General features: G+C 41.6%; 11 protein-coding genes. 1 reads left to right on the forward strand and 10 read right to left on the reverse strand.

Annotated elements, in window-relative coordinates:
• Positions 1 to 64: 64 nt before the first annotated feature.
• The 7 genes from A9970_RS17445 to A9970_RS17475 all read right to left on the reverse strand — a co-directional run bounded on the left by A9970_RS17445 (position 65) and on the right by A9970_RS17475 (position 13,114).
• A complete protein-coding gene (locus A9970_RS17445; protein ID WP_182983218.1) occupies positions 65 to 1,549 on the reverse strand; it encodes an aryl-sulfate sulfotransferase in 1,485 nt (494 codons plus the stop codon).
• Positions 1,550 to 1,621: 72 nt separating this feature from the next.
• Positions 1,622 to 3,190: a RagB/SusD family nutrient uptake outer membrane protein gene (locus tag A9970_RS17450; RefSeq protein WP_198386053.1), complete on the reverse strand. Its 1,569-nt coding sequence runs from the start codon at positions 3,188 to 3,190 to the stop codon at positions 1,622 to 1,624.
• Between the two features lie 26 nt (positions 3,191 to 3,216).
• Positions 3,217 to 6,315 (reverse strand): TonB-dependent receptor, encoded by a 3,099-nt coding sequence (locus A9970_RS17455; protein ID WP_120336755.1) that lies wholly within the window; start codon positions 6,313 to 6,315, stop codon positions 3,217 to 3,219.
• A gap of 4 nt (positions 6,316 to 6,319) precedes the next feature.
• Positions 6,320 to 7,357, reverse strand: coding sequence for a FecR family protein (locus tag A9970_RS17460; RefSeq protein ID WP_182983219.1), 1,038 nt, complete (start codon positions 7,355 to 7,357; stop codon positions 6,320 to 6,322).
• A gap of 66 nt (positions 7,358 to 7,423) precedes the next feature.
• Positions 7,424 to 7,951: an RNA polymerase sigma factor gene (locus A9970_RS17465; protein ID WP_075991636.1), complete on the reverse strand. Its 528-nt coding sequence runs from the start codon at positions 7,949 to 7,951 to the stop codon at positions 7,424 to 7,426.
• 422 nt (positions 7,952 to 8,373) lie between these two features.
• The gene (locus tag A9970_RS17470) at positions 8,374 to 9,945 is read right to left on the reverse strand and encodes a RagB/SusD family nutrient uptake outer membrane protein (RefSeq protein ID WP_075994688.1); all 1,572 of its coding nucleotides are present in this window, start codon (positions 9,943 to 9,945) and stop codon (positions 8,374 to 8,376) included.
• 184 nt (positions 9,946 to 10,129) lie between these two features.
• Positions 10,130 to 13,114, reverse strand: a complete 2,985-nt coding sequence (locus A9970_RS17475; RefSeq protein ID WP_153845044.1) for a SusC/RagA family TonB-linked outer membrane protein — start codon at positions 13,112 to 13,114, stop codon at positions 10,130 to 10,132.
• Positions 13,115 to 13,548: 434 nt separating this feature from the next.
• On the opposite strand from A9970_RS17475, the gene A9970_RS17480 reads away from it, so the two are divergent.
• A complete protein-coding gene (locus A9970_RS17480) occupies positions 13,549 to 17,505 on the forward strand; it encodes a two-component regulator propeller domain-containing protein (RefSeq protein ID WP_259655427.1) in 3,957 nt (1,318 codons plus the stop codon).
• 225 nt (positions 17,506 to 17,730) lie between these two features.
• On the opposite strand, the gene A9970_RS17485 is transcribed toward A9970_RS17480, so the two are convergent.
• The 3 genes from A9970_RS17485 to pgmB all read right to left on the reverse strand — a co-directional run bounded on the left by A9970_RS17485 (position 17,731) and on the right by pgmB (position 22,222).
• Positions 17,731 to 19,056 carry an MFS transporter gene (locus A9970_RS17485; RefSeq protein WP_182983220.1) on the reverse strand — a complete coding sequence of 442 codons (1,326 nt, stop codon included), beginning with the start codon at positions 19,054 to 19,056 and terminating at the stop codon, positions 17,731 to 17,733.
• 100 nt (positions 19,057 to 19,156) lie between these two features.
• Entirely contained in the window at positions 19,157 to 21,466 is a 2,310-nt protein-coding gene (locus tag A9970_RS17490) for a family 65 glycosyl hydrolase domain-containing protein (protein ID WP_182983221.1), read from the reverse strand.
• A gap of 108 nt (positions 21,467 to 21,574) precedes the next feature.
• Positions 21,575 to 22,222, reverse strand: coding sequence for a beta-phosphoglucomutase (pgmB, locus tag A9970_RS17495; protein WP_182983222.1), 648 nt, complete (start codon positions 22,220 to 22,222; stop codon positions 21,575 to 21,577).
• Positions 22,223 to 22,228: the final 6 nt, after the last annotated feature.

Consider the following 22,228-nt stretch of genomic DNA (forward strand, 5'->3'; position numbering starts at 1 on the left):
AGTGCAGCTACTTTTATTGGTCAATAAGAGGACTAAAATTAAGTTTTATTCCTAACATCTTAACTTAGTTTTGTCTGTATTTATGCCAGGTTTCCTCAGGCACATAAATAGCGCGATACGGAATAAAATAAGCGTTTAATTCCCAAAGAACTTTCCCCCTTTTATCCGTCACCAGTACACTACCTGTTTTCGAGCTAGTCTGCAGTAAATTACCATTATCCAGTTCATAGGCACTGCCCATTCTTGCTGTAAACTGCTTTTTAGGAATTGGAGCCGCATAAGCTACTGTTGCCGTTTTATTCTTTTGATCAAGCCTAAAAGCGATCGCCCGTGATTGCTTATTGGCTGTTGTACTGTCACGCGGAGAAAAATCACCATTGTCAAAAAGCAACAGCTCACCAGTTTTTGTGATATGCGGTGCATGCTGGAAATAAAATAGTTCCTGGTCCTTTAATTTATAATCGCCACCCTTTCCCAATTTCCAGAGAATATCACCAGTTTTGGCATCAATTTTCCAGACCTGATTTTCAATTGGCGAAGAAGTCAAATAATTGTTATCACGATCGAAGGAGATCGTATTTAAATGAAATCGGTCATGCTTCAGGCTGTCTAATTTTTTATCCTGCTGAATATCCCATTTTTCCCAGGGAGACCATTTCTTCAAGATATTACCTTTTATATCCATCGTCAAAATAGCATCACCCCAGAGGGTATCTTTTGGATGGTTGGGCCGATCGTCGATCCTAAAATCCCGCACGATACCGACAATATTATTGTTGTGATCCATCTGCACGTCATGGTGCATGATGATCCCTTTTTTATCCAAATCGATACGTGCTATTTCTTTACCCGTAAGATCAATTTCAACAAGTACCGTCCCACCGACAAATCCGATACGGCCGCTTCTTAAATAATAACTTGCATTGGTCGATTTCTTGCTTGGCTGATTGGGTTTGTTGAATTCATCTTTACTCGCTGGAGCCAATAAGGCAAGGATAGTACCCCTTGGTGTCAAAGAAGCAAGACGCACGCCCAGCTTTTCGTCCTGCCAATACCAACGAATCGTCCCCTTACCGTCCACCATGGCCATGTAGCCCGGAAATCCGCGATAACATAATAATACCATACCATTACCTAGGGCCTTTTCATCATGAGGATGGTCGGCCTTGATCCAGTCGTGCACCATCCATGGCGATTGCGCTCTTGTTTTAAAAGATTGTTCGCTCGATTTTATGGGAATAATCCGGTCTATGATAACCCTAAATTTATAACTTGTATTTGGTTCAAGCGTCATTAACGGAATTTTATGCTGAACAGCAGCATTTGAAACAGTTGTTTTATAAGACTGTTTATCCCCCTCTTTCCAATACTCCACATACACGGCTTCTGCCTTATTTAGTTTCACCTGAATAGCAGCGTTGAGCGGCAAATTATTGGGTGAGCTCACCTCAATATTTTCAATGTCAACCTGATGTGCATAATAATAGTAAGCAGCAAATACCGCTATAGCTACCACAATCAGTGCAATAATTGCTTTAATTGGTTTCATCTGTAAATAATTTCAATTCCACTGGTCTATCAAACAAAGCGCATTACCGAATATAATGCGCTTTAGTTTGGGTTATTTAGGCAATCGCGATGGATTGGCCGTCGTCATTTCTTGATGCAAACGTGCTTCTTCCAATGGATAAGGGAAATAGCGCATGGCTTCAGTGACATTTTCTTTCAGTCCGCGGCCTTTCAAATAAGCGTTGCTTACTTTTTCATAGCGGCCCAGGCGGATCAGATCCTGACGTCTTTTGTATTCAAAGACAAGCTCAAAACCACGTTCGTCAACAAGCGCATCGATCATAGCCTCCTTACTTGCAGGACTAGGAAAATCAGGATGCTTACCATATTCAGGTGCTCCAGCTCTCTTCCGGACTTCATTGATATAAGGCAATGCTGCAGCGGGTCCGTTCAGTGCATTTTCAATCTCAGCCTTGCACAAAATAACATCCGCCAAACGGAGAACCTGAATCGTGCGCCCATCCAGATAGGAGTTATTAACCATATCATAAGAATACTTTTTCGTCGCAACATTTTGCAGGAATTTTACGGTATCACTTGGCGGAGTAGTCTGTCCTTTAGCAGGCAACATGTAAAAAAATCCATACTTTGTATTTTTGTCCCGTGCAGCCTTTCCGGTGTAATTATAATAGAAAAACTTTTTACGCGGATCGAGATCACTATATTTTCGCCAAAAATCAAGGGAAACACCATAGTACTGCCATCTATCCGGTACTTCAGGGTTGTCGGTCGGACCAAAGTGATTGGTAATCTCGCCTCCATTTAATGTAGGCTCATGCAAGATGCCAAATATCAGCCCCATATCCATTTTATTATTGTCGGACCACTCCTTCTTAAAATCCGGATTCAGCGTGTATACACCTTTATCACGTAACGCTAAAACCTGATCGATATACGTTTTTGCTTTTTCATAATTGTGCGAACGCATATACATCTTTCCCATTAAGGTCAACGCGGCGCCTTTTGTAGCACGGCCAATGCCCAGTTCGTCCGACCATTTCTCCGGCAAGTTATCGATTGCATACTGACAATCTTCAGCAATCTGTGCATCAATTTTCTCTACAGCAACCAAGGGTTCATTGTAGCTTTCCGTCGGATTCTTGACTGTCGTTATCAGTGGTACCGGTCCCCAGGCATCTGTAAGATCCATATAAGATAATGACCGCAAGAACCTGGCCTGTGCGATAATTTTCTTCTTGCGATCGTCGGGAATAGTTACACTCTCAATACGATCAATCAACATATTGGCATTGCTAATCACCTGGTACATATTCTGATAATTAAATTTAAAATACCTGTTATTATCATCATATGTAAAGTTACTCATCCGTGTAGGATCACCTGCCGCTGTAGAAAAGCCTATATCCGTTGCGTAATCGGTGATCATCACCAAATAACCCGCATAGTATAAATAAGCATCCCCCGGATAAGGCGATAAACTCGTATAGACACCCGTCAAGGCAGCATTGATATCGCTCTCGGTTGAGTAGGCATTTTTTGTCGTCAGATCACTGTATAATTTAGGGTCAAGCTTGGTACAGCTATTCAAGCTGAGGCCCAATACAGCGGCCAAACCCGCCATACCCAAGATATATTTTATATTATTTTTAAACGTCTTCATGTCATTTCTGATTTAGATATTAGCTATTAAAATGTTGCACTTACACCAAAAGTAAACGAGCGCATCGAAGGATATGAATTAAAATCCAGACCTACCCCTGCATTGGCACTCTGATTATTTCCAGCTCTATTTTTAACCAGCGCATCATTTTCATATCCCTTGGTATCCACCTCAGGATCCCATCCAGAATAATTGCTAATCGTAAATAAGTTTTCCGCCATACCATATACCCGTATCGATTGAACCGCTTTTGTTTTCAATGGAATGGTATAACCGAGTGTCAGATTACGCAACCGCAAAAAAGAAGCATTCTCAATAAAATGGTCATTGATATAGCCACCATAGTTCATGTAGTAGAATCCGTTTCTTGGAATATCCGTATTGGTGTTTGTCGGTGTCCATCGATTTAAAGCTTCTGTGGTACGTTTCCACTCCAGATTCATGCGTGTCATATTAAGGAGATCGTTTCCGACATTTCCATAAATGAAGGCCGTCAGATCAAAGTTTTTATAAGCGAATGTATTGGTCATACCAAAATTGAACTTCGGATAACCACGACCGATGATCGTCCGGTCCGCTGAATTGATTGTACCATCGCCGTTCACATCCGCGAACTTTGGATCGCCGGGTTTCGAATTTGGCTGTGGCGCATAGTTTTCTCCTTGTTGAATAACCCCCAGGTATCTATAGCCAAATAAAGAGCCCAACGATTCCCCAACACGAATAACCGAATAAGCTTCTTCAGAAACATTACCCATTGGTTTTGACGAAGTCAACAATTGTTCAGGCTCTCCACCCAAGCTTGACACCTTATTGCGGTTCATCGTTAAATTCAATTTTGTCTCCCAGGTAAACGCTCCGGTCATATTCTTACTGGTTACCGAAAACTCCAACCCTTTGTTATTCATCGTACCTAGATTGCGCTGTCCGGAGGTATATCCTGTGTAATAAGGCAATATACTCTTAATCAAAAGATCATTGGTTTTCTTATAATAGGCATCTACGGTAAAGGCTAATCGATTCTTAAAAAATGAAAAATCAAGTCCGACGTTATATTGCGTCGTGGATTCCCATTTTAATTTATCGTTTTCAGGATAAGTGGGGTTTTGTTTAACGCCACCCGAATTGGTCACACCATCAAACGTATAGTGCCCATTATCCATCAATCCATAAGAAGCATAATCCGCAACGCGATCATTACCCGTCTGTCCATAACCCAACCTAAATTTTAGATCCGAAAATAACTGCTGCTCTTTCATGAAATCCTCATTGTTGACCTTCCATGCAAAAGCTGCTGAAGGAAAGGTTCCCCAACGATGGTTGGGACTAAAGCGCGATGATCCATCACGACGTAAGGTTGCAGTCAACAGGTACTTATCAGCATAGGCGTAATTTACCCGCCCGAAAAAAGAGATGACCAAGTTCTCTGCTTTAGCAGAATTTACTCCCGTAATACTAGAGGCCATTCCTAAATTATTGTATTCCAGCAGATCCGTTGAAAAACCTTTCACATTGATCCCCTTATTGTTGCGCACGTATTTCTCATACGAATAGCCCCCCATCACACTCAAATTGTGCTTCTCATTAAACACCTTTGCATAGGTAGCATAAAAATCAATCAGGTTATGGGTTTCATTATAATCGGCCTGACTTGCCACACCATCATCTATCCCACCCTGATAAGAGTCTCTAGTCAGATAACTGCCCAATTGATCATGTGTTATTTCCGTTCCTGCATCCATGCGTAAGGTCAGTTCCTTGATCGGATTTACCTCAAGAAAAATATTTCCATTCAACTTGTCCCTTTGCACATCATTGATCCGTGACATCAGGTTGGCCAAGGGATTGTCCCCCTGCCCTCCTGGAGGTCTTCCAAAACTACCGTCTGCATTGTAAACAGGTACCGTCGGATCATAGGTCAATATGCTATACAAAACATTTGAATTGAGGATATTTCCGTCATACACCTGCATATTCGATTTTTCCCGTTGCGCGGATAGGCTCGCCCCAGTGCGGATATAATCGTTTACCTTTTGATCCACGTTGATACGTCCCGAAATTCGATTAAAGTCTGTCGTCTTCAAAACACCCTTTTGATCAAAATAACCTATGCTCGTCAACACTTTGGTTTTCTCACCACCTCCGGAAAACTGTAAATTATGGTTTTGCAAAATGCCGTTCCGCATGGTCTCCTTTACCCAATCCGTATTGACATCAGACTCGAGCTGTGATTTGGTGTAGACTGCATATTCCTGATTTTCTTGCCCCTGAATCTCCTTATAAAGTGCATTGGCAAGATTCATATATTGCTTACCGTCGAGAAAGGTGAACGGTATAATCGGTTTCTGTGTTCCCACATAGCCACTATAGGTAATGTTGTTTTTATCCGTAAGACCACGTTTTGTGGTAATGATAATAACACCATTGGCACCTCTGGAACCGTAGATAGCCGTTGCCGAAGCATCCTTTAAGATATCCATGGAAGCAATATCATCAGGATTGATGTTGATTCCATTATTTGTTGGAAATCCATCGATCACATAGAGTGGATCATTACTTCCACTAATCGAATTGGTTCCGCGAATCCGAATAGACGTGCTACCACCCGGCGCCTTTGAATTCTGGGTTACAACGACACCGGAAGCTTTACCTTGTAGAGCCTGACCTACATTGCTCACTGCTCCTCCTTTCGTTAGTTCGTTGCTGGAAAGCGATGCAATGGCACCTGTCAGATCGCTTTTCTTTTGTTTACCGTATCCGATCACGACAACATCTTCTAGCTGATTCACCTGATCCTCCAAAATAATGGAAAGAGTGGTGGCTCCATCAGCGGAAACCTGCACATTTCGTTCCACATAGCTTTGATACCCGATGTATGAAAAAGTCAGTTCATACCCCTTTCCATTCGGTACATCAGCAAAACGAAAACTCCCATCACTCGCACTCGAAGCTGCTGTTGAAAAACTGCTGCCGGGATTTTTCAAAATTATACTTACCCCTGCCAGCCGTTGCCCCGACGAGTTTTTGATTACACCATTTATTGTTCCCGCTAGACATCGAAAAGATAACAGTGTCAAGACAAGAAAAACAAAAAATGGTTTCTTGGTTAAGTTGAAATTTACCATGATTCTATTTTTTAGGTTTGAGTATATATGTATTATGTTGTTTTTCAAGAATAAACGGATTCACCTCAACAATCAACTGCAGAATAGACGCCGCAAGATCCATTTTGTCTTTCAGGTCCATTGTTGGATTCTTGCTAAACCGCCCCTTTATCCGATAGTTTTTAACGATTAATGAATCATAGGATATAGGTACATCAAGTTCATGATTGATATATCGAATAATATCGGATACAGCGGTTTCTTCCAATTGGAGCCAATTGGCGCTCTGGTGAATTGTTGCCGGATTGCGGTACGGTTTTTCCGTTGCGGAAAGCATAAGCTGGGCTGGTAGACTTTCCCTGGCGCTCATTTTTGGCGTACCTTTAAAATTTGAAACAAGCATCTTGTTCGCCCCGCCAAAATAAATCTGTTGGCCAGGTTTCAAAATGCTTGTCTCTACTACGGACGGTTCTATAGATTCAACGCGAACTTTCCCCTCAAATAATCGGATCAGAACATGTTCAACTGCCGCATTATAATCCACGATGAATTCTGTTCCCAGCGCTGTGGTCATCAACGTGCCGCTTTCGACGATGAAAGGTTTTGAAGGATCCTTTGCTACTTTAAAATTGACTCTTCCACTGAATAGTTTAACCCGCCGAAAATCAAGATCCGGTTTTATACCTAGCTGAATCAGTGCACCGGGTTCCAAGGTTAAAATCGAATTGTCTGCTGCAATAATTTCTTTAGGCTGAGCAGAAGGGTTGTAGTAAATTTCATGAATGAAGCTTGCTGTTTGTATAGGTTTATCGGTTGATGTGCTCAAAAGATTGAATAAAACGAACAGGAAACCAAACAGGACGAATACAGTAATAATTCTCAACAGGCTATCGCCACCACGTTTTGACTTATTTTCCTGATTGATATAGGATACCCAATCATCTTCCGAAATGAGATCGTCCAATAATGTCGGATCGTCATTCAGCCAGGTGAACACAAGTTTCGCTTCCTCAGCAGAACATTCATTCGCCAGGAATTTATTTAATAAGGATTTGCGATTCATAACAGTTTCTATCCTTTTAGCGGGATAGGTATATAACTGTTATACGAATAGTGATGGGCTTGTCCCCTAAGACAACTTAAAAAATTTTTTAATAAATTTCAGGCCAATGCTAACGTGATTTTCTACAGTCTTCGGGGAGATAGACAATTTGACGGCAATTTCTTTATAACTCAATTCTTCAATTTTATGAAGATAAAACACCTGTTGCCGCATAAAAGGCATTTGTGTAATCAGCTCTTTTACGTATTCTAACTCTCCTTTATAGGCAATTTGTCGTTCAAGATCTTCATATTGGGTCAGTACAAATGGTTTCTCAAACGCTACATATTTTCTATTCAATGCACGCCGGCGCAATTCATCAATCAATTTTGTGCGCGCAATCTGGAAGAGCTGGGTACTGAATTGGATTTGCTGATTCGCATTATTTTTGCGTTCCCAAACAATTAAAAAAGTCTGTTGGACGACATCTTCAGCAAGATTCGAACATTGGGTCTTCTGATACAGAAAATAGTATAATTTCCTGTACCAATAACGATAAGCTAAAAAAAACTCTTTTTCGTTAGTAGGTGCCCGCTGTAGGATTTTATTAATCATAATCTACATTTAGATAGTCTTGTTTCAATGCTGTTATCCTCTTTACAAAGAATATCGAAATTGGTATCTGACAGAATTTCAATTTGATCCGTCAAAATGACCCATGCTTTTTGGCTAGTTATCCACCTCTAAAGTGATTATTTTTTATCAAAAAAACAAGATAATATTTTCAATAGAGCAATTGCTTCAATCCCCATTTTAAGCACCTTTTTTCCTAAAAGCTTTTTAGTTTCACAAGAACCAACTGTCATGAAAGTAAACTGCTGGTTCTTTCTGGTCAAAAGAAACGAATTGTAAGAAACGATCTGTTTCAAAAAAAGAAGGTATTTAGCTGATAAGAATAAGTTCCTATCAGCTAAATACCTTTCAAAATAAAACGAACTTCGTGAAGTTGCTTGTTTTACTGATGCTTATATAGCAAATTAATAACCCGTATTTTGCTTCAAATTTGGATTGACGGCAATCTGTTGGCTCGGGATTGGATAAACCAATGTTTTGGGATCGGCATCCGCAGCCTTTTCTTGCCAGGCCAATAAAAATTTACCAAAACGAATCAAATCCTGTCTTCTCCAGCCTTCCCAATATAACTCGCGAGCACGCTCATCCAATAAATTATCGAGCGTCAATGCCGTCAAGTTATTAACACCACGGTTCGTCCGAATAGTATTGACCAAACCGAGTGCCTCTGTTGCTGTCCCTGTTCCACCTCTCAGAATAGCCTCTGCTTGCATCAGCAATACGTCGGCATAACGAAATACAACCCAGTCGTTGTTTCGTTGACCAGTGACGGCATAATCAAAAGCATACTTCATTGGACGGATACCAGCTGTTTCCAGGGTTGCACCCGAGGTACGGATGGTCACTTCACGCGTAAAGACCAAAGGCGCATTCGCTGGGTTCCGCGCCATTAAAGGTTTGTTTGTACTCCAATTGTATTGCTGTCCAGCAAAAAAACCAACATTTTGACGTTTGAATTCTTTTGTTCTGTTAGAAGTCGTATCAGCTGGATAATTATAATAAATTCCCCTTCTTTCATCGGTATCCGAAAATTTATCGTAATAATCTGATAAGGTACACCAGCCATTCCAACCCCCTGGATTCATATTATAGTGAGCAACGGTATTCCAGGTACGGTCCACATTTCCACCTCTATCTCCATTTTTATTGTATAAAGTGAAAATATTTTCGGTAGACTTCTCGTCGTTATCCGGCGCAAAATTATCAAAGTATTTGCCCTTCGCAGAAATAGTATAGGATCCCGAAGCGGTAATTTCTTTGGCTAAGGTCACTACCTTATTCATATCCTCGGCAGCAAAAGAAGGAGCTTGTCTATTTAGAAATGTTCCCTTATTCAAATAAATCTTCATCAATAATGCTTTCGCCGCATTTTTATTGGCTACATATGCCGCTCTCGGCCCGTTTGCAGGCAAACTCGCTATAATTTCGTTGAGATCCTTCACCATATAGTCAATAGCCGCCTGTGGCTGTAACACCTCTGGTGCGATTCTAAAATCTTCAAAAGAGGCTCCTTCCCGGACGGGTACTACGCCATAGAGATCCAACATATCAAACATGACCAACGCACGAATAAACTTCGCTTCAGCGCCTTGTTGCGCACTCGGATTGTACCGCAACACATTGCCTGCATTATAGATGGCTGTACCCAAACTGACAAAAGTATTGTTCATGTAGCCATTATCTGCATTCCAGGTATGTAAATGGATCGCACGATGCATACCATTATCATCCCAGTCGCCACCCCGTGTAGGGGCCATGGCTGCGTCCGTTGATATTTCCTGCATCACCCAGCGCTGTTCCTGCTGATAAGGGGTATTCAATGAATTATAAGCTGTGATCAACAAGCTTCCAGGATCCACATTGGATGTCCCCTCCTCTAATTCTCCTTTAAATTCCTCCTTTAGTTTAGTACAAGAAAATGTACTTGTTACAATGGAGCCAATTATTCCGATATATAATAAAGTTCTTAATTTCATCTTTTTCATCCGTCTAAATTTGATTATTTATTCATCCATTTTGACTGTAAGGCATTCATACTGCCTTTGGTGTTTCATTCGTAATGGGGCGATCAGATTTATTCATTTTTATTCATTCACTAATACGTTTAAATCCATCTTGACGCTCTCCTCTTTTTATTATCTAATGATCTACAGTATACGCTTAAAGTGAGAAGTTAACCCCCAATAGGATATTTCTTGCCGGTGGATAGGGTAAATATTCGATACCCAACGAAGGAATACCATTTGTTGCACCATCTGTATTCACCTCAGGATCAAATCCTGTATACTTCGTGATGATGAAAAGATTCTGTCCAGTAAGGGATACATTTAAATTCTTAAGTGTTCTACCTACATTTCCAACACGATAGCTTAAAGTAAGATTGGCCATTTTTAGATAATCACCTTTTTCAAGGAATCGCGTCGAAGGCGCTGCTGAATTGGAAGTAGACTCTTTTACAGCCGTATTAAAGAATGCTGAACCGATATTACGTGATGACAGATTACTCAATCCCAAAGTCGTCGCTGCCGTATTATTGAATAGATAATGTCCAAAAGCACCATTCATATTGGCAGCCAAAGAAAACTGTTTGTAATTTACGTTGGTAGAAATACCCAATAAAGTCGTCGGATTTGGACTGTGCATATAGAATTTATTAATTGCAGGGTCGTTGGCCGTACTGATACTACCATCCTGTCCGCGATACATGCTCATGCCTGTCTGCGGATCAATACCTTGGTAATCGGCTAAGTACCATACATTCAATGGTTGTCCATTGGTCATACGTTGTCCCAATACACCTGAAAAACCTTGTCCACGCAATGCCCCTGTTTCGTAATAGCCCACTAGACCACTTACACTGTTTTTCAGGAAAGTTGCATTACCTGTCAAATCCCAAGTCCAATTGTCATTTTTAATAATTGTACCGGTCAACGCGACCTCTACCCCTTTATTGACAATCTCGCCATCCAAATTCACCCAGATACGCCCTGCTGGAGCTGGCTGTGCAAGAGTTTGCTCAAATAGTGCATCTGTGGTCTTCTTATTAAAATAATCAATGGATCCATACAGACGGTTACCCCAAATTCCAAAATCAATACCTGCATTGATCGTGGTCGAAGTCTCCCATTTCAAATCAGGATTACCATAGTTTGCCTGGCTTACACTTTGGTTACCAAAAACCAATCTATTTAACGATGCCCCAGATGGGAATTCTTGGTTACCTGTTTTTCCCCAGCCTACCCTTACTTTCAACTGATCAAAAATACCGGTAGATTTCAAAAACTCTTCCTGATTCACATTCCAGGCTACGGCCAATGAAGGGAACATGGCGTATTTGTTGTTTGAACCAAATTTCGTTGAGCCATCCCTTCTTACTGTTGCAGTCAATAAGTAGCGATCCAAGTAATTGAATCCGCCACGCAAGAAAAGTGATTGCAATTGGTTGGTTGGACTTCTATACGACGATATTTCACGCGTGGAAACAGGTGTATATTGTAGATAGTCAAAATAATCTAGTCCCATATAACGAAATCCACCGCCAAAGGAAATGTTGTTGTTGTAGTTATAATCCAAATACTCGTAACCTGCTACCGCATTGACACTCCAATCTGAATTGATTTGTTTATTGTAAGAGAGCATATGCGTCATTTGCAAGTTGGTTTCTCCGTTATTGGAAATAAAGGCCTGCTCATTGTTCACAGCTGAAGGATCAATAAGTCCTGCGCGGTACATACCTTCACGGTTTCCAGTTTGTCGCATTGCACTATAGATAAAGCGATATTCCAAATCGTCTGTAATTTTATAGTATGGCGCCAAGTTGATTACCATGGTATTTGTTGTCGCCAAATCTTTAAAGGCGTCAATACTTGTCAATGGGTTTCGCGTAGTTGAACTGACAAAGGTTAAATTGCCTTGATCGTCCCGTAATGGTCGTGTCGGATTCCATTGTAAGGCTTGGGAAATCACATTTCCTTCCGAACCTACCATCGCATTGATCGGTGCGTATTTATTATCCATTTGCGTCAAAAAGACTGCAAAATCCAATCCCAATCGTTTGTTTTCCAGAAAACGGAAATTCCCGTTAAAATTGGCTGTGTATTTCTTCAGCTGTGATCCACGAATAATACCGTTTTGGTTTAAATATCCACCTGAAAGGCGATACTTACCATACTCGGTTCCGCCAGCTACATCAGCATAGTAATTTTGCGTGATCGCTTTTCTTGTGATCGCTTTAAAGGCATCCTCATTGCCACCAAAATCAGCATTTGCGACTTCAGATGGTGTATAATATTTCAACGCTTCTCTAAATCGAGCAGCATCTAACACATCAGGATATTCCCGCATGGTAGAAACTCCTGCTGAGGCTCCTACAGAAACCTCGGGCTGCCCTACTTTACCTCTTTTCGTCGAAATAATGACAACGCCATTTGCCCCACGTGAACCATAAATTGCCGTAGCCGATGCATCTTTAAGGATGTCCATACTAGCAATATCACCCGGATTCAAGTAAGTCAAAGGATTTCCTCTGTCGGAAGAAAAGCCTCCTCTTCCTTCGGGCAGAGGCGAATTACCCGACATAGGCACACCATCCAGCACAAATAACGGGTTGTTACTGGCCCGGATCGATGAGTTTCCACGGATACGTACTGTGGTTGATCCGCCAGGTTGCCCCGTATTATTAATCACCATAACCCCTGGTGTCTTTCCTTGTATTAATTGATCGGGACTCGTCATGATCCCCTTATTGAAGTTTTTCGCTCCAATAGTGACCATCGACCCCGTTAGATCTTTTTTACGGGCGGTACCATAACCGATCACAACGACCTCATCTAGGCCCTGACCGGCACTAGGTTCCAGCGCTACGGTGATATCGTTTCCCACAATGGGTACTTCTTTTAAAGTGTATCCAATAAAGGATACTTCCAGCGTTTTCGCTTCACTGGGAACAGTAAATGTAAAGGAACCTTCCGTGTCTGTTGTTGTAGCCGCGGTTCCCCCTTTTACCTTAATTGTAGCTCCTGCCAATGGACCTTGAGTCTCATCTACAACCTTTCCCTTCAAGACTTTCGTCTGGGCAACTACAATAAAAGATACAAGCAAAAATGTAAGCGTCATTACGCATTGTGCAAGTAGTTTATTTTTCATACGCTTTTTGATTGGTGGTTTAATTGATTTTTATATCGTGCATCTAGGATACACAAATGATACTAAGTGATTTTTAATGGTATTTTTTAGGCTCCAAAGCCCTTTTGAAATGCGTATAGCCTTTTCCAATAATGGCAAAGACGTAGCGTTCGGTATCAAGGCCTTTAAAGCCAAAATTCAAAACCAAAGCATCGTGAACATAATGTCTCACATGTAAAAACAAAAACCTAACAAACTGAAAAACAAGGACACAGGACTTACCTGTCATAATTCTAGGGCGAAACATACGTTTATATTTGGTTATTATTGTTTTATAAAAATGCGTAAATCCTTGTAGCTAGTCCAATCAGAGCGTCTCAATTTTATATCAAAGCGTATCAGTAAAACTCTTTTTTATCTTTTAATTGACTATTTTTAGTTCAACGTAATCAGTTTTGAAAAGAATAACCACCATACTCCTTTTATATATCTTGCTAGCATGTATTAACGTGCAGGCACAATCGATCTATTTTAAAAATTATCAAACCCACGACGGTCTCTCCAATAGCACGGTCAAATGTATTACACAGGATGTTCAGGGTTTTCTATGGTTAGGGACAAGGAATGGTCTCAATCGCTTTGATGGCAATCAATTTAAGATATTTAGACACAATGCTTCAGACTCTACAAGTATCGGAAGTTCGTCCATTTTAAGTATTCTCACAGACAGTAAAGGAGTGCTATGGGTGGGAACCACACGCGGTACCTATTGTTACGATCCTATTAAAGAAAATTTTACACCATTCAGGGGTGTACCAATCGGTGAAGTAAATGCCATACACGAATACGCCGGTTTTATCTGGCTGCTTTCGAACGGAAAACTTTATCGCTATAATTCTTATACAACAGAAATAATTCCATTTGATCAGAACAAAAATACCATTGTAGCGATTACCAGCAGCAAAAAAGGCGGGTTGTGGACAACGGACAATAACAGTACCATACAACGGTATCAGGTAAATACGAGCAAATTTGTCGAAGTTGACCTTAAAAAGATCGATCGGAAAGCATTGGCAAATACAAAAACCGTTTACGCCATCAATGATTCCCTATTGATGGTCGGGACAATCAATTCGGCTTATTTGTTTGATTTCAAAAATGGCCGGTTAAAAAATCTATTTGCAAGTCATTACCCCAATAAAGTCATCCAGGCAAACTGTATTATTCAACAAACGGAGTCAGTATACTGGATCGGAACAGAAACTGGAATATATACCTATGATATTCACACGGGTCAGAGCCAGCACATCAAAAAAGATCTGCTCAATCCATTTGCCATATCTGACAATGCTGTCCTGAATTTCTATCGGGACCGTGAAGATAATATCTGGTTTGGAACATTTTTCGGCGGCTTTAACCAATACAGCAACCAATTCGACAATTTCAAAAAGTATCTATCCGGATTCGGAAAATCGGCCCTATCAGGCAATATTGTACACGATATCAAAAAAGATCGCTATGGAAATTTCTGGATAGGAACAGAAGATGGCGGCCTGAACAAAATAGATGCTCAAACACAACAGATTCAGCATTTCCTTGCCAATGGAAAAAAGGGAAGTATAGCGCATAACAATGTTCATGGCCTGGCAACAATCGGCGACGATCTTTGGGTAGGCTCCACAACACATGGACTAGACATTCTCAACGTAAAAACCGGAAAACTGAAAAAACACTATGATCGTATCGGCAAAGGCCCCTTACAAAGCAGCTTTGCCGTATGCCTCTATAAATCTAAAGACAACAGCATGTTTGTCGGGACAGACCGCGCACTATACCGCTACAACAAAAATAGCGATAGCTTTGACCTCCTTCCAATTACCGCATGGATACAAGGCATTTATGAAGATGAATATGGTATACTTTGGATCAACACCTACGGTAGTGGGGTCTACCAATATAACCGCAGTTCGGGAGAAATTCAGCATCTGTTATCCGAACAAGGTAAACAAAATACACTTGTCAATAATTACGTCAACGGTCTATTTGAAGACAGCAAAAATAACTTGTGGTTTTGCACCGAAAGCGGCCTCTCAAAATACCGTCGTGATGGGCGCTTCACCAATTATCTGACCGAATCCGGCTTACCTTCCAATCAGGTATTCAAGGTCCTGGAAGACGACAACAGGAGCATCTGGATATCTACCGGTGGTGGACTGGTCAGACTGGACGAAGGTGTTCCGCGTAGGGTCATCTATACATCGAGAGACGGGCTTCCTGCAGATCAGTTTAATTATAATTCGGCTTACAAAGATAGCGACGGGACTTTATATTTCGGGACGATTAAAGGAATGGTTAGCTTCAACCCCACAAAATCCATTAAGAACAGCTTTATTCCACCTATATTCATCAGCGGCATTCAGATTAACAATGTGAGCGTACCGGTTCGTGAAAATGGCATACTGAAAGAATCCATCTCCCTATCAGAAGAGATCCAACTGACCTACGACAATTCCAATATTAGCTTCAATATCGCCGCCTTGAGCTTTGTTTCCCCAAAGAGCAATCCTTATCGTTATATCATGGAAGGTTACGATAAAGACTGGACCGATATTACAGGCAATCAAAAAATCTATTACAATAAACTTCCTCCGGGCACTTATACGTTTAAGTTTAGAGGTGCAAATAACAACAGCGTCTGGAATCCGGATGAAAAAAAACTGCTCATCATCGTTTCGCCCCCCTGGTGGCAGTCAGGTTGGGCATACTTACTTTATTTTTTGAGCTTCGGCACCATTGCACTGCTCGTATTACGGTATTACTTTCTCCTTATAAAGGCCAACAATGCCCAAAAGATGGATAGTTATGAACGAAAAAAAGAACAGGAAATATATAACCTCAAGCTGGAATTCTTCACCAATCTGGCCCACGAAATTCGTACGCCACTCACGCTGATCAAAATGCCCCTTGAGAAAATAATCAATAACCATAAATTTACCGATCGCGACACAGCCAAAGACCTTGCTCTGATTGAAAAAAACACGGCGCGATTAATTCGCCTCACCAACCAATTACTGGATTTTAGAAAAGCAGAAACCAACAATATGAGCCTTATTTTTACTAAAACGGATATTAATGCCCTCCTATCCGAAGTATTTCACGATTTAAATTATCTCGCAAAAGATAAACAGCTGCACTATGACCTCAGTCTCCCGCGTATCAGTCTCACGGCTTATGTGGATGAGGAAGCCCTTCGAAAAATCTTTACCAACCTGATTCACAACGCTATCAAATATGCGGATCAAGAAGTCTATGTCAAACTCCTCCCTTTTAATAGCGATGATATTATGTTCAATATCGAGTTTAAGAATGATGGTGAGCTCATTCCCTTTGAGAAAAGAGAGAAAATATTTGAACCATTTTATCGCTTAAATGAATCCGATAAAGATACGGGGACGGGCATTGGCCTTCCTTTATCTCGCTCCTTGGTCGAATTACACCAAGGAAACTTATCCCTTGTACATCTGGAGGAAAACCGCAATATATTCCTGCTATCGATCCCAATTTTTCAGGAACAGTCGCTCGACATCAAATCTTTTCAGGAAGATAACGACGATCATGTATTGAATGATAGATCCGATGAACAGGAGGAAGAAAAGCCGGTGATTCTGCTCGTCGAGGATAATAAAGAAATATTGGCCTACCTCAATAAAGAATTGAAAACCAGCTACACTATTCTACGGGCAGGGAATGGTGCCGAGGCCCTCGAAATATTAGATCAAGAGAATGTACAACTTGTACTAACAGATATTATGATGCCCATTATGGATGGTCTGGCGCTATGCAAACGCATCAAAACAGATATTCTGTATAGCCATATTCCCGTTATTTTTCTAACGGCAAAAAATGCGCTGGATTCAAAAATTCAGGGATTAAAAAATGGTGCCGATGCCTATATCGAAAAACCCTTTTCGCTTGAATTCCTCATGGTACAGATACGCAACATCCTCAAAAACCGTAAAATTATCAAGAATTACCTAACCAATTCTTCCAGCTCCAACTTAATGGATATTAACGTTTCAGCACCCGACAAAGATTTTATCAGTCAGCTGAATACGGTTATTTATGAGAATATTTCAACGATAGATCTCAATGTGGATGAACTGGCCAAATTGATGCATATGAGCCGTCCAACCCTTTATCGTAAAATCAAAGGACTATCCGACCTAACGCCCAATGAATTGATCAATATTTCACGATTGAAAAAGGCGGCAGAACTACTCACCCAAAAAGAATATAACATCACCCAGGTATCAACGATGGTCGGTTATACTGTACAATCCAATTTTTCAAGGGACTTTCATAAGCACTATGGCATGTCGCCAAGCAGCTATATTCTTGAAAACAGCAAGTGATGAACACCAGTTCTAGTACCAGGAAGAAGATTATTCCAATGGCGTAAAAACTGTTGCCGAGATGCCGAAAGAATATCGGCAATGATAAAGAAAGAAATCGTCCCTAGGTAAAGAAAGAATCGGGGAAAAACACAAGAAGTTAGAAAATCTTATTGAAAGACGCTAGCGAAGAAAAAAAACGTAGACGTAGCGGGTTTAGCCTACGTCTACGATAATGGCATGAACTTAATTCTTACTCTTTGGAACAAAGAATGCCGCCAGTAACATAAATATGCCGGCCAACAACAAGCCATAAATGGATTGGCTATGAAAAAAATATTTGATGATCATTCCGCCAAAAAATCCACACACAATCTGAGGTAGGGTAATGAAAAAATTAAATAGCCCCATATAAACTCCCATTTTACCCGTAGGCAAATGATCGCTCAAAATTGCATAAGGCATTGCCAAAATGCTTCCCCAAGCGATACCAATACCGATCATAGGAAGAATCAGTAGATTGGCATCTTTGATCAGAAATAATGAAATTAACGAAAGCCCACCAATGGAAAGCCCAAGAGCATGTGTTTTTCCACGCCCAAAATGTTTAGCTATCCGCGGAATAAACAAGGCATACAAGGCCGAGACTCCATTGTAAATACCAAAAAGCACACCTACCCAATTGGCAGCCTCCATATAGAGATCCTGCCGATTTCCTTCCCGCAGGTAAAAAACCGAATCAGCAATAGCAGGAGTTGTATACACCCACATCATAAAAAGGGCAAACCAGGAGAAAAACTGGACCCAGCCCAACTTGCGCATGATCAATGGCATCTTACCGATATCACTAAAGATAGAACGCAAACCAAACTTTGGTGCCGCATCCTGTTCAATAGCAACCGTATCCGAAAAAGTCTGAAGCGCTGTTGGTGAGTACTCTTTTGTTTTGAACACAGACCATAACACCGTTAGAAGCAGGACAAAACCGCCTACATAAAAGGAGTAGATAACATTACTCGGTACCTGCCCGGCTTCAGAAGTCCCTGCTACATGAAAATACTTCGTCAACATAAAGGGAAGTAGCGAGCCAAGGACAGCGCCAATCCCGATTAAAAAGGTCTGTACCGAGAAGCCCAGACTCCGCTGACTGCTCGGCAGATTATCACCGATCAGCGCCCGAAAAGGCTCCATCGTCACATTGATGGAAGCATCCATAAACATCAATAAGCCTGCACCGATCCAAAGTGGCGCCAATAATGTTGTCAATAATGCCGCATTGGGCATTAAAAATAAAGTCAGGGTAGTCAACAGTGCCCCCACCAAAATATAAGGTCGCCGCCGGCCCAATCTATTCCAGGTTCGATCGCTATAATGGCCTATAATTGGCTGTACAATCATCCCTGTAATCGGAGCTGCAAGCCAAAAAAGTGAAAGATGCTCCACATCAGCACCAAATGTTTGGAGAATACGGGAGGCGTTGCCATTTTGCAGAGCAAAACCCATTTGTATCCCCAGAAATCCAAAACTCATATTGATGACCTGGCTAATGCTTAATTCAGGTTTATTTCCCATAATAGGCTATCAAAATTTAAGACAAAATACAATTTAATTACCATTTAACCCCTATTTTCAGCAGCATAAGATAGGTTCTTTCACTGCTGAAAACTGAGGTTTATCTCAGCTGAAGCACCTGTTTTTTGCTTTTCCCAGGCAGCACGAAAGCTTCGGTTGCCGTCTGGATATGGACTGCAGTATCACTGACATTTTCGATCGTATAGCCATCGGCATCTACTGCAATCAGTAAAGTCGCTCCACGAAATAACACACGGAATTTATATCCTTCCCATTCTTTGGGCAACATCGGATTTAAATACAATTGTCCGTCCTTAATCCGCATTCCTGCAAAGCCCTCTACGATTGTCATCCAGGTACCCGCCATCGACGTAATATGTAAACCGTCTTCGGTATCGTTATTGTAATCGTCCAGATCCAAACGTGAGGTGCGCAGATAGAATTCATACGCTTTTTCGGGCTTGTTCAATTTAGCGGCCAATATCGCATGTACGCAGGGAGATAGCGAACTTTCATGCACCGTAAAAGGCTCATAGAATTCATAATGTCGACCTAGGGTCTCCAGGTCAAATTGATCCTCAAGGAAGTAAAAACCTTGCAATACATCGGCCTGTTTGATATAACAGGAACGCAGAATCCTATCCCAACTCCAATGCTGGTTAATAGGGCGATGCGATGGATCAAGTTCTGCCACAGGAATCAGCTCTTTGTCCAAAAAGCCATCTTGCTGCAAATACACATTCCGTTGCACATCAAAAGGATAATACATGTTATCGACAATGTGCTGCCATTTTTGTTGTTCTTCCGATGCTACGGCCAACTTCGCTTTCAGTACGTCAGCATTCCCGTCGCTCAGCTGAGCCAGCTTTTTTAAACAGTCCAGTGTATATTGCAGACACCATGAAGCAATACGATTGGTGTACCAGTTATTGTTTACGTTGTTTTCATACTCGTTTGGTCCCGTCACGCCCAACATAACATATTGCTGGCGATCGGCACTCCAATTGACACGCTGTGCCCAGAAACGGCTTATCGCAACCAAAACCTCCAATCCATGTGACCAGATATAATCCTGATCTCCGGTGTAACGGACATAATTATAGATCGCAAATGCTATGGCTCCATTGCGATGAATTTCCTCAAATGTAATCTCCCATTCATTATGGCATTCCTCACCATTAATCGTAACCATGGGATAGAGTGCAGCGCCCCGATTAAAGCCGAGTTTAGCGGCATTTTCGATTGCCTTTTCCAATTGCTGATGACGATAAATCAACAAATTACGGGCAATCTTTGGTGACTGTGTTGCGAGATAAAATGGAATACAATATGCTTCGGTATCCCAATACGTAACACCACCATATTTTTCACCTGTAAAACCTTTCGGACCAATATTGAGGCGCTCATCTTCGCCGGTATAAGTCTGGTTAAGCTGGAAAATATTATAGCGTATTGCCTGCTGCGCTGCGACATCACCACTAATTTCAATATCACTTTCTGCCCAGATCGCTTGCCAGGCTGCTGCCTGTTGAGCCTTTAACTGCTCATAAATCAGCCCATTCAATTGGTGTAGATTAACCGAAGCAGCCTCTTTTAGCTGAGCCGGCAGGTGATTCTGCGAGGTGACAATGGCAACGCGCTTCTCAACACGACAAATTTGAGATTCGGCAAGATCTGTCTGATAGATCTCCGTCATACAGCCCGGGCTTGCGACGGTATCTTGCACTTCCACGACCGCTGTTGGACCAGTTACGCTCGTTGTAAGCATGGCATAGACTTCAAACCCCGTTTTCTTAGTGCGCGCTACCACAAAGGTATTTTCACCATCCCTACCCTGCGCTGTACTTTCCCAAAATTGCTCGTCATAGTTACTATCACGGTTAACGACTTCAGCATTTAACTGCGACCTGATCTCCAATGTAATTGAACCAGAAAGCGTCTGGATGTTGTACTGCAATGAAGCTGTTTCGGAAGCAAACAGATGATACATCCGGCTTGCTTCTACCTTAAGCTGTGCTCCGTCTGGCATTTCCACGATAAAACTGCGGTACAAAACGCCATGCTGCATATCCAGTCGGCGCTCAAAAGATTTGACCGTAACTTTGTTCAGATCCAGCACCTGCCCATTGACCAAAATATACAGGCCTATCCAATCGACGGAATTGATGACCTTGGCGAAATATTCCGGATACCCATTTTTCCACCAGCCTACACGTGTTTTGTCCGGATAATAAATACCGGCCAAATACGACCCTTGCAAGGATTTCCCGCTGAATTCTTCTTCAAAATTAGCCCTCTGCCCCATCCGACCATTACCAATAGCGAAGATACTTTCCGAAAATTCATTATGTTCGGGGCGAAATGTATCTTCGATAATTTGCCAAGGGTTATGTTTGATATATGTTTTCATCTTTTTATTTTTTTCACTGCATGCTCGGAATCGAAGGCAAATAAATGATTGCCCTATTTACCGATACCATCTACAGCATGCTTTCCGCTATTGAATTTCTCCTAAATTTTAAAATTTATCGACTAAGGTCCCTAAATCTGCTACGACCAAATCCGCTCCCCTGAGATGTTCTTCCAGGCCTATACCTATTACCTGCATACCGGCTGCCCGTGCTGCATCTATTCCAGCCTGCGCATCTTCCAGCACCAGGCAGTGGGCCGGCGCAATCTCCAGAACCTCGGCCCCCTTAAGGAAAACTTCCGGGTTAGGTTTAGAAAGCTGCACTACATTCCCATCGATCAGCGCATCGAAATAGGGTATAATTCCGGTTTTTTCAAGGATCCCCATTGCATTCTTGCTGGCCGAACCAAGTCCAATCTTAATTCCCTTTTCCTGTAGCTTTTTTAAAAGTTCCAAACTACCGGAAAGCACGTGGTCAGGACTCAGCTGTTCAATCAACTCCAAGTACCATTGGTTTTTAAGCACCAGTAAATCCGCTTTTTCAGCTTCGGACTTTTCCACCCCGGCCCATTTTAAAATAAGCTCCAGGGATTCGATCCGGCTGACACCTTTCAGCTGCTCATTGTCAACAATGGAAAACGAATAGCCCAAGTCTTCGGCCAATCTATGCCAAGCTTGAAAATGGTAGATTGCCGTATCCACCAACACACCGTCCAAATCAAATATTACGGCTTTTACAGTAGTATAATTAATCATTGAAAA

Source organism: Sphingobacterium sp. UME9 (assembly GCF_014170215.1).
In the GTDB taxonomy this organism is placed as follows: domain Bacteria; phylum Bacteroidota; class Bacteroidia; order Sphingobacteriales; family Sphingobacteriaceae; genus Sphingobacterium; species Sphingobacterium paramultivorum.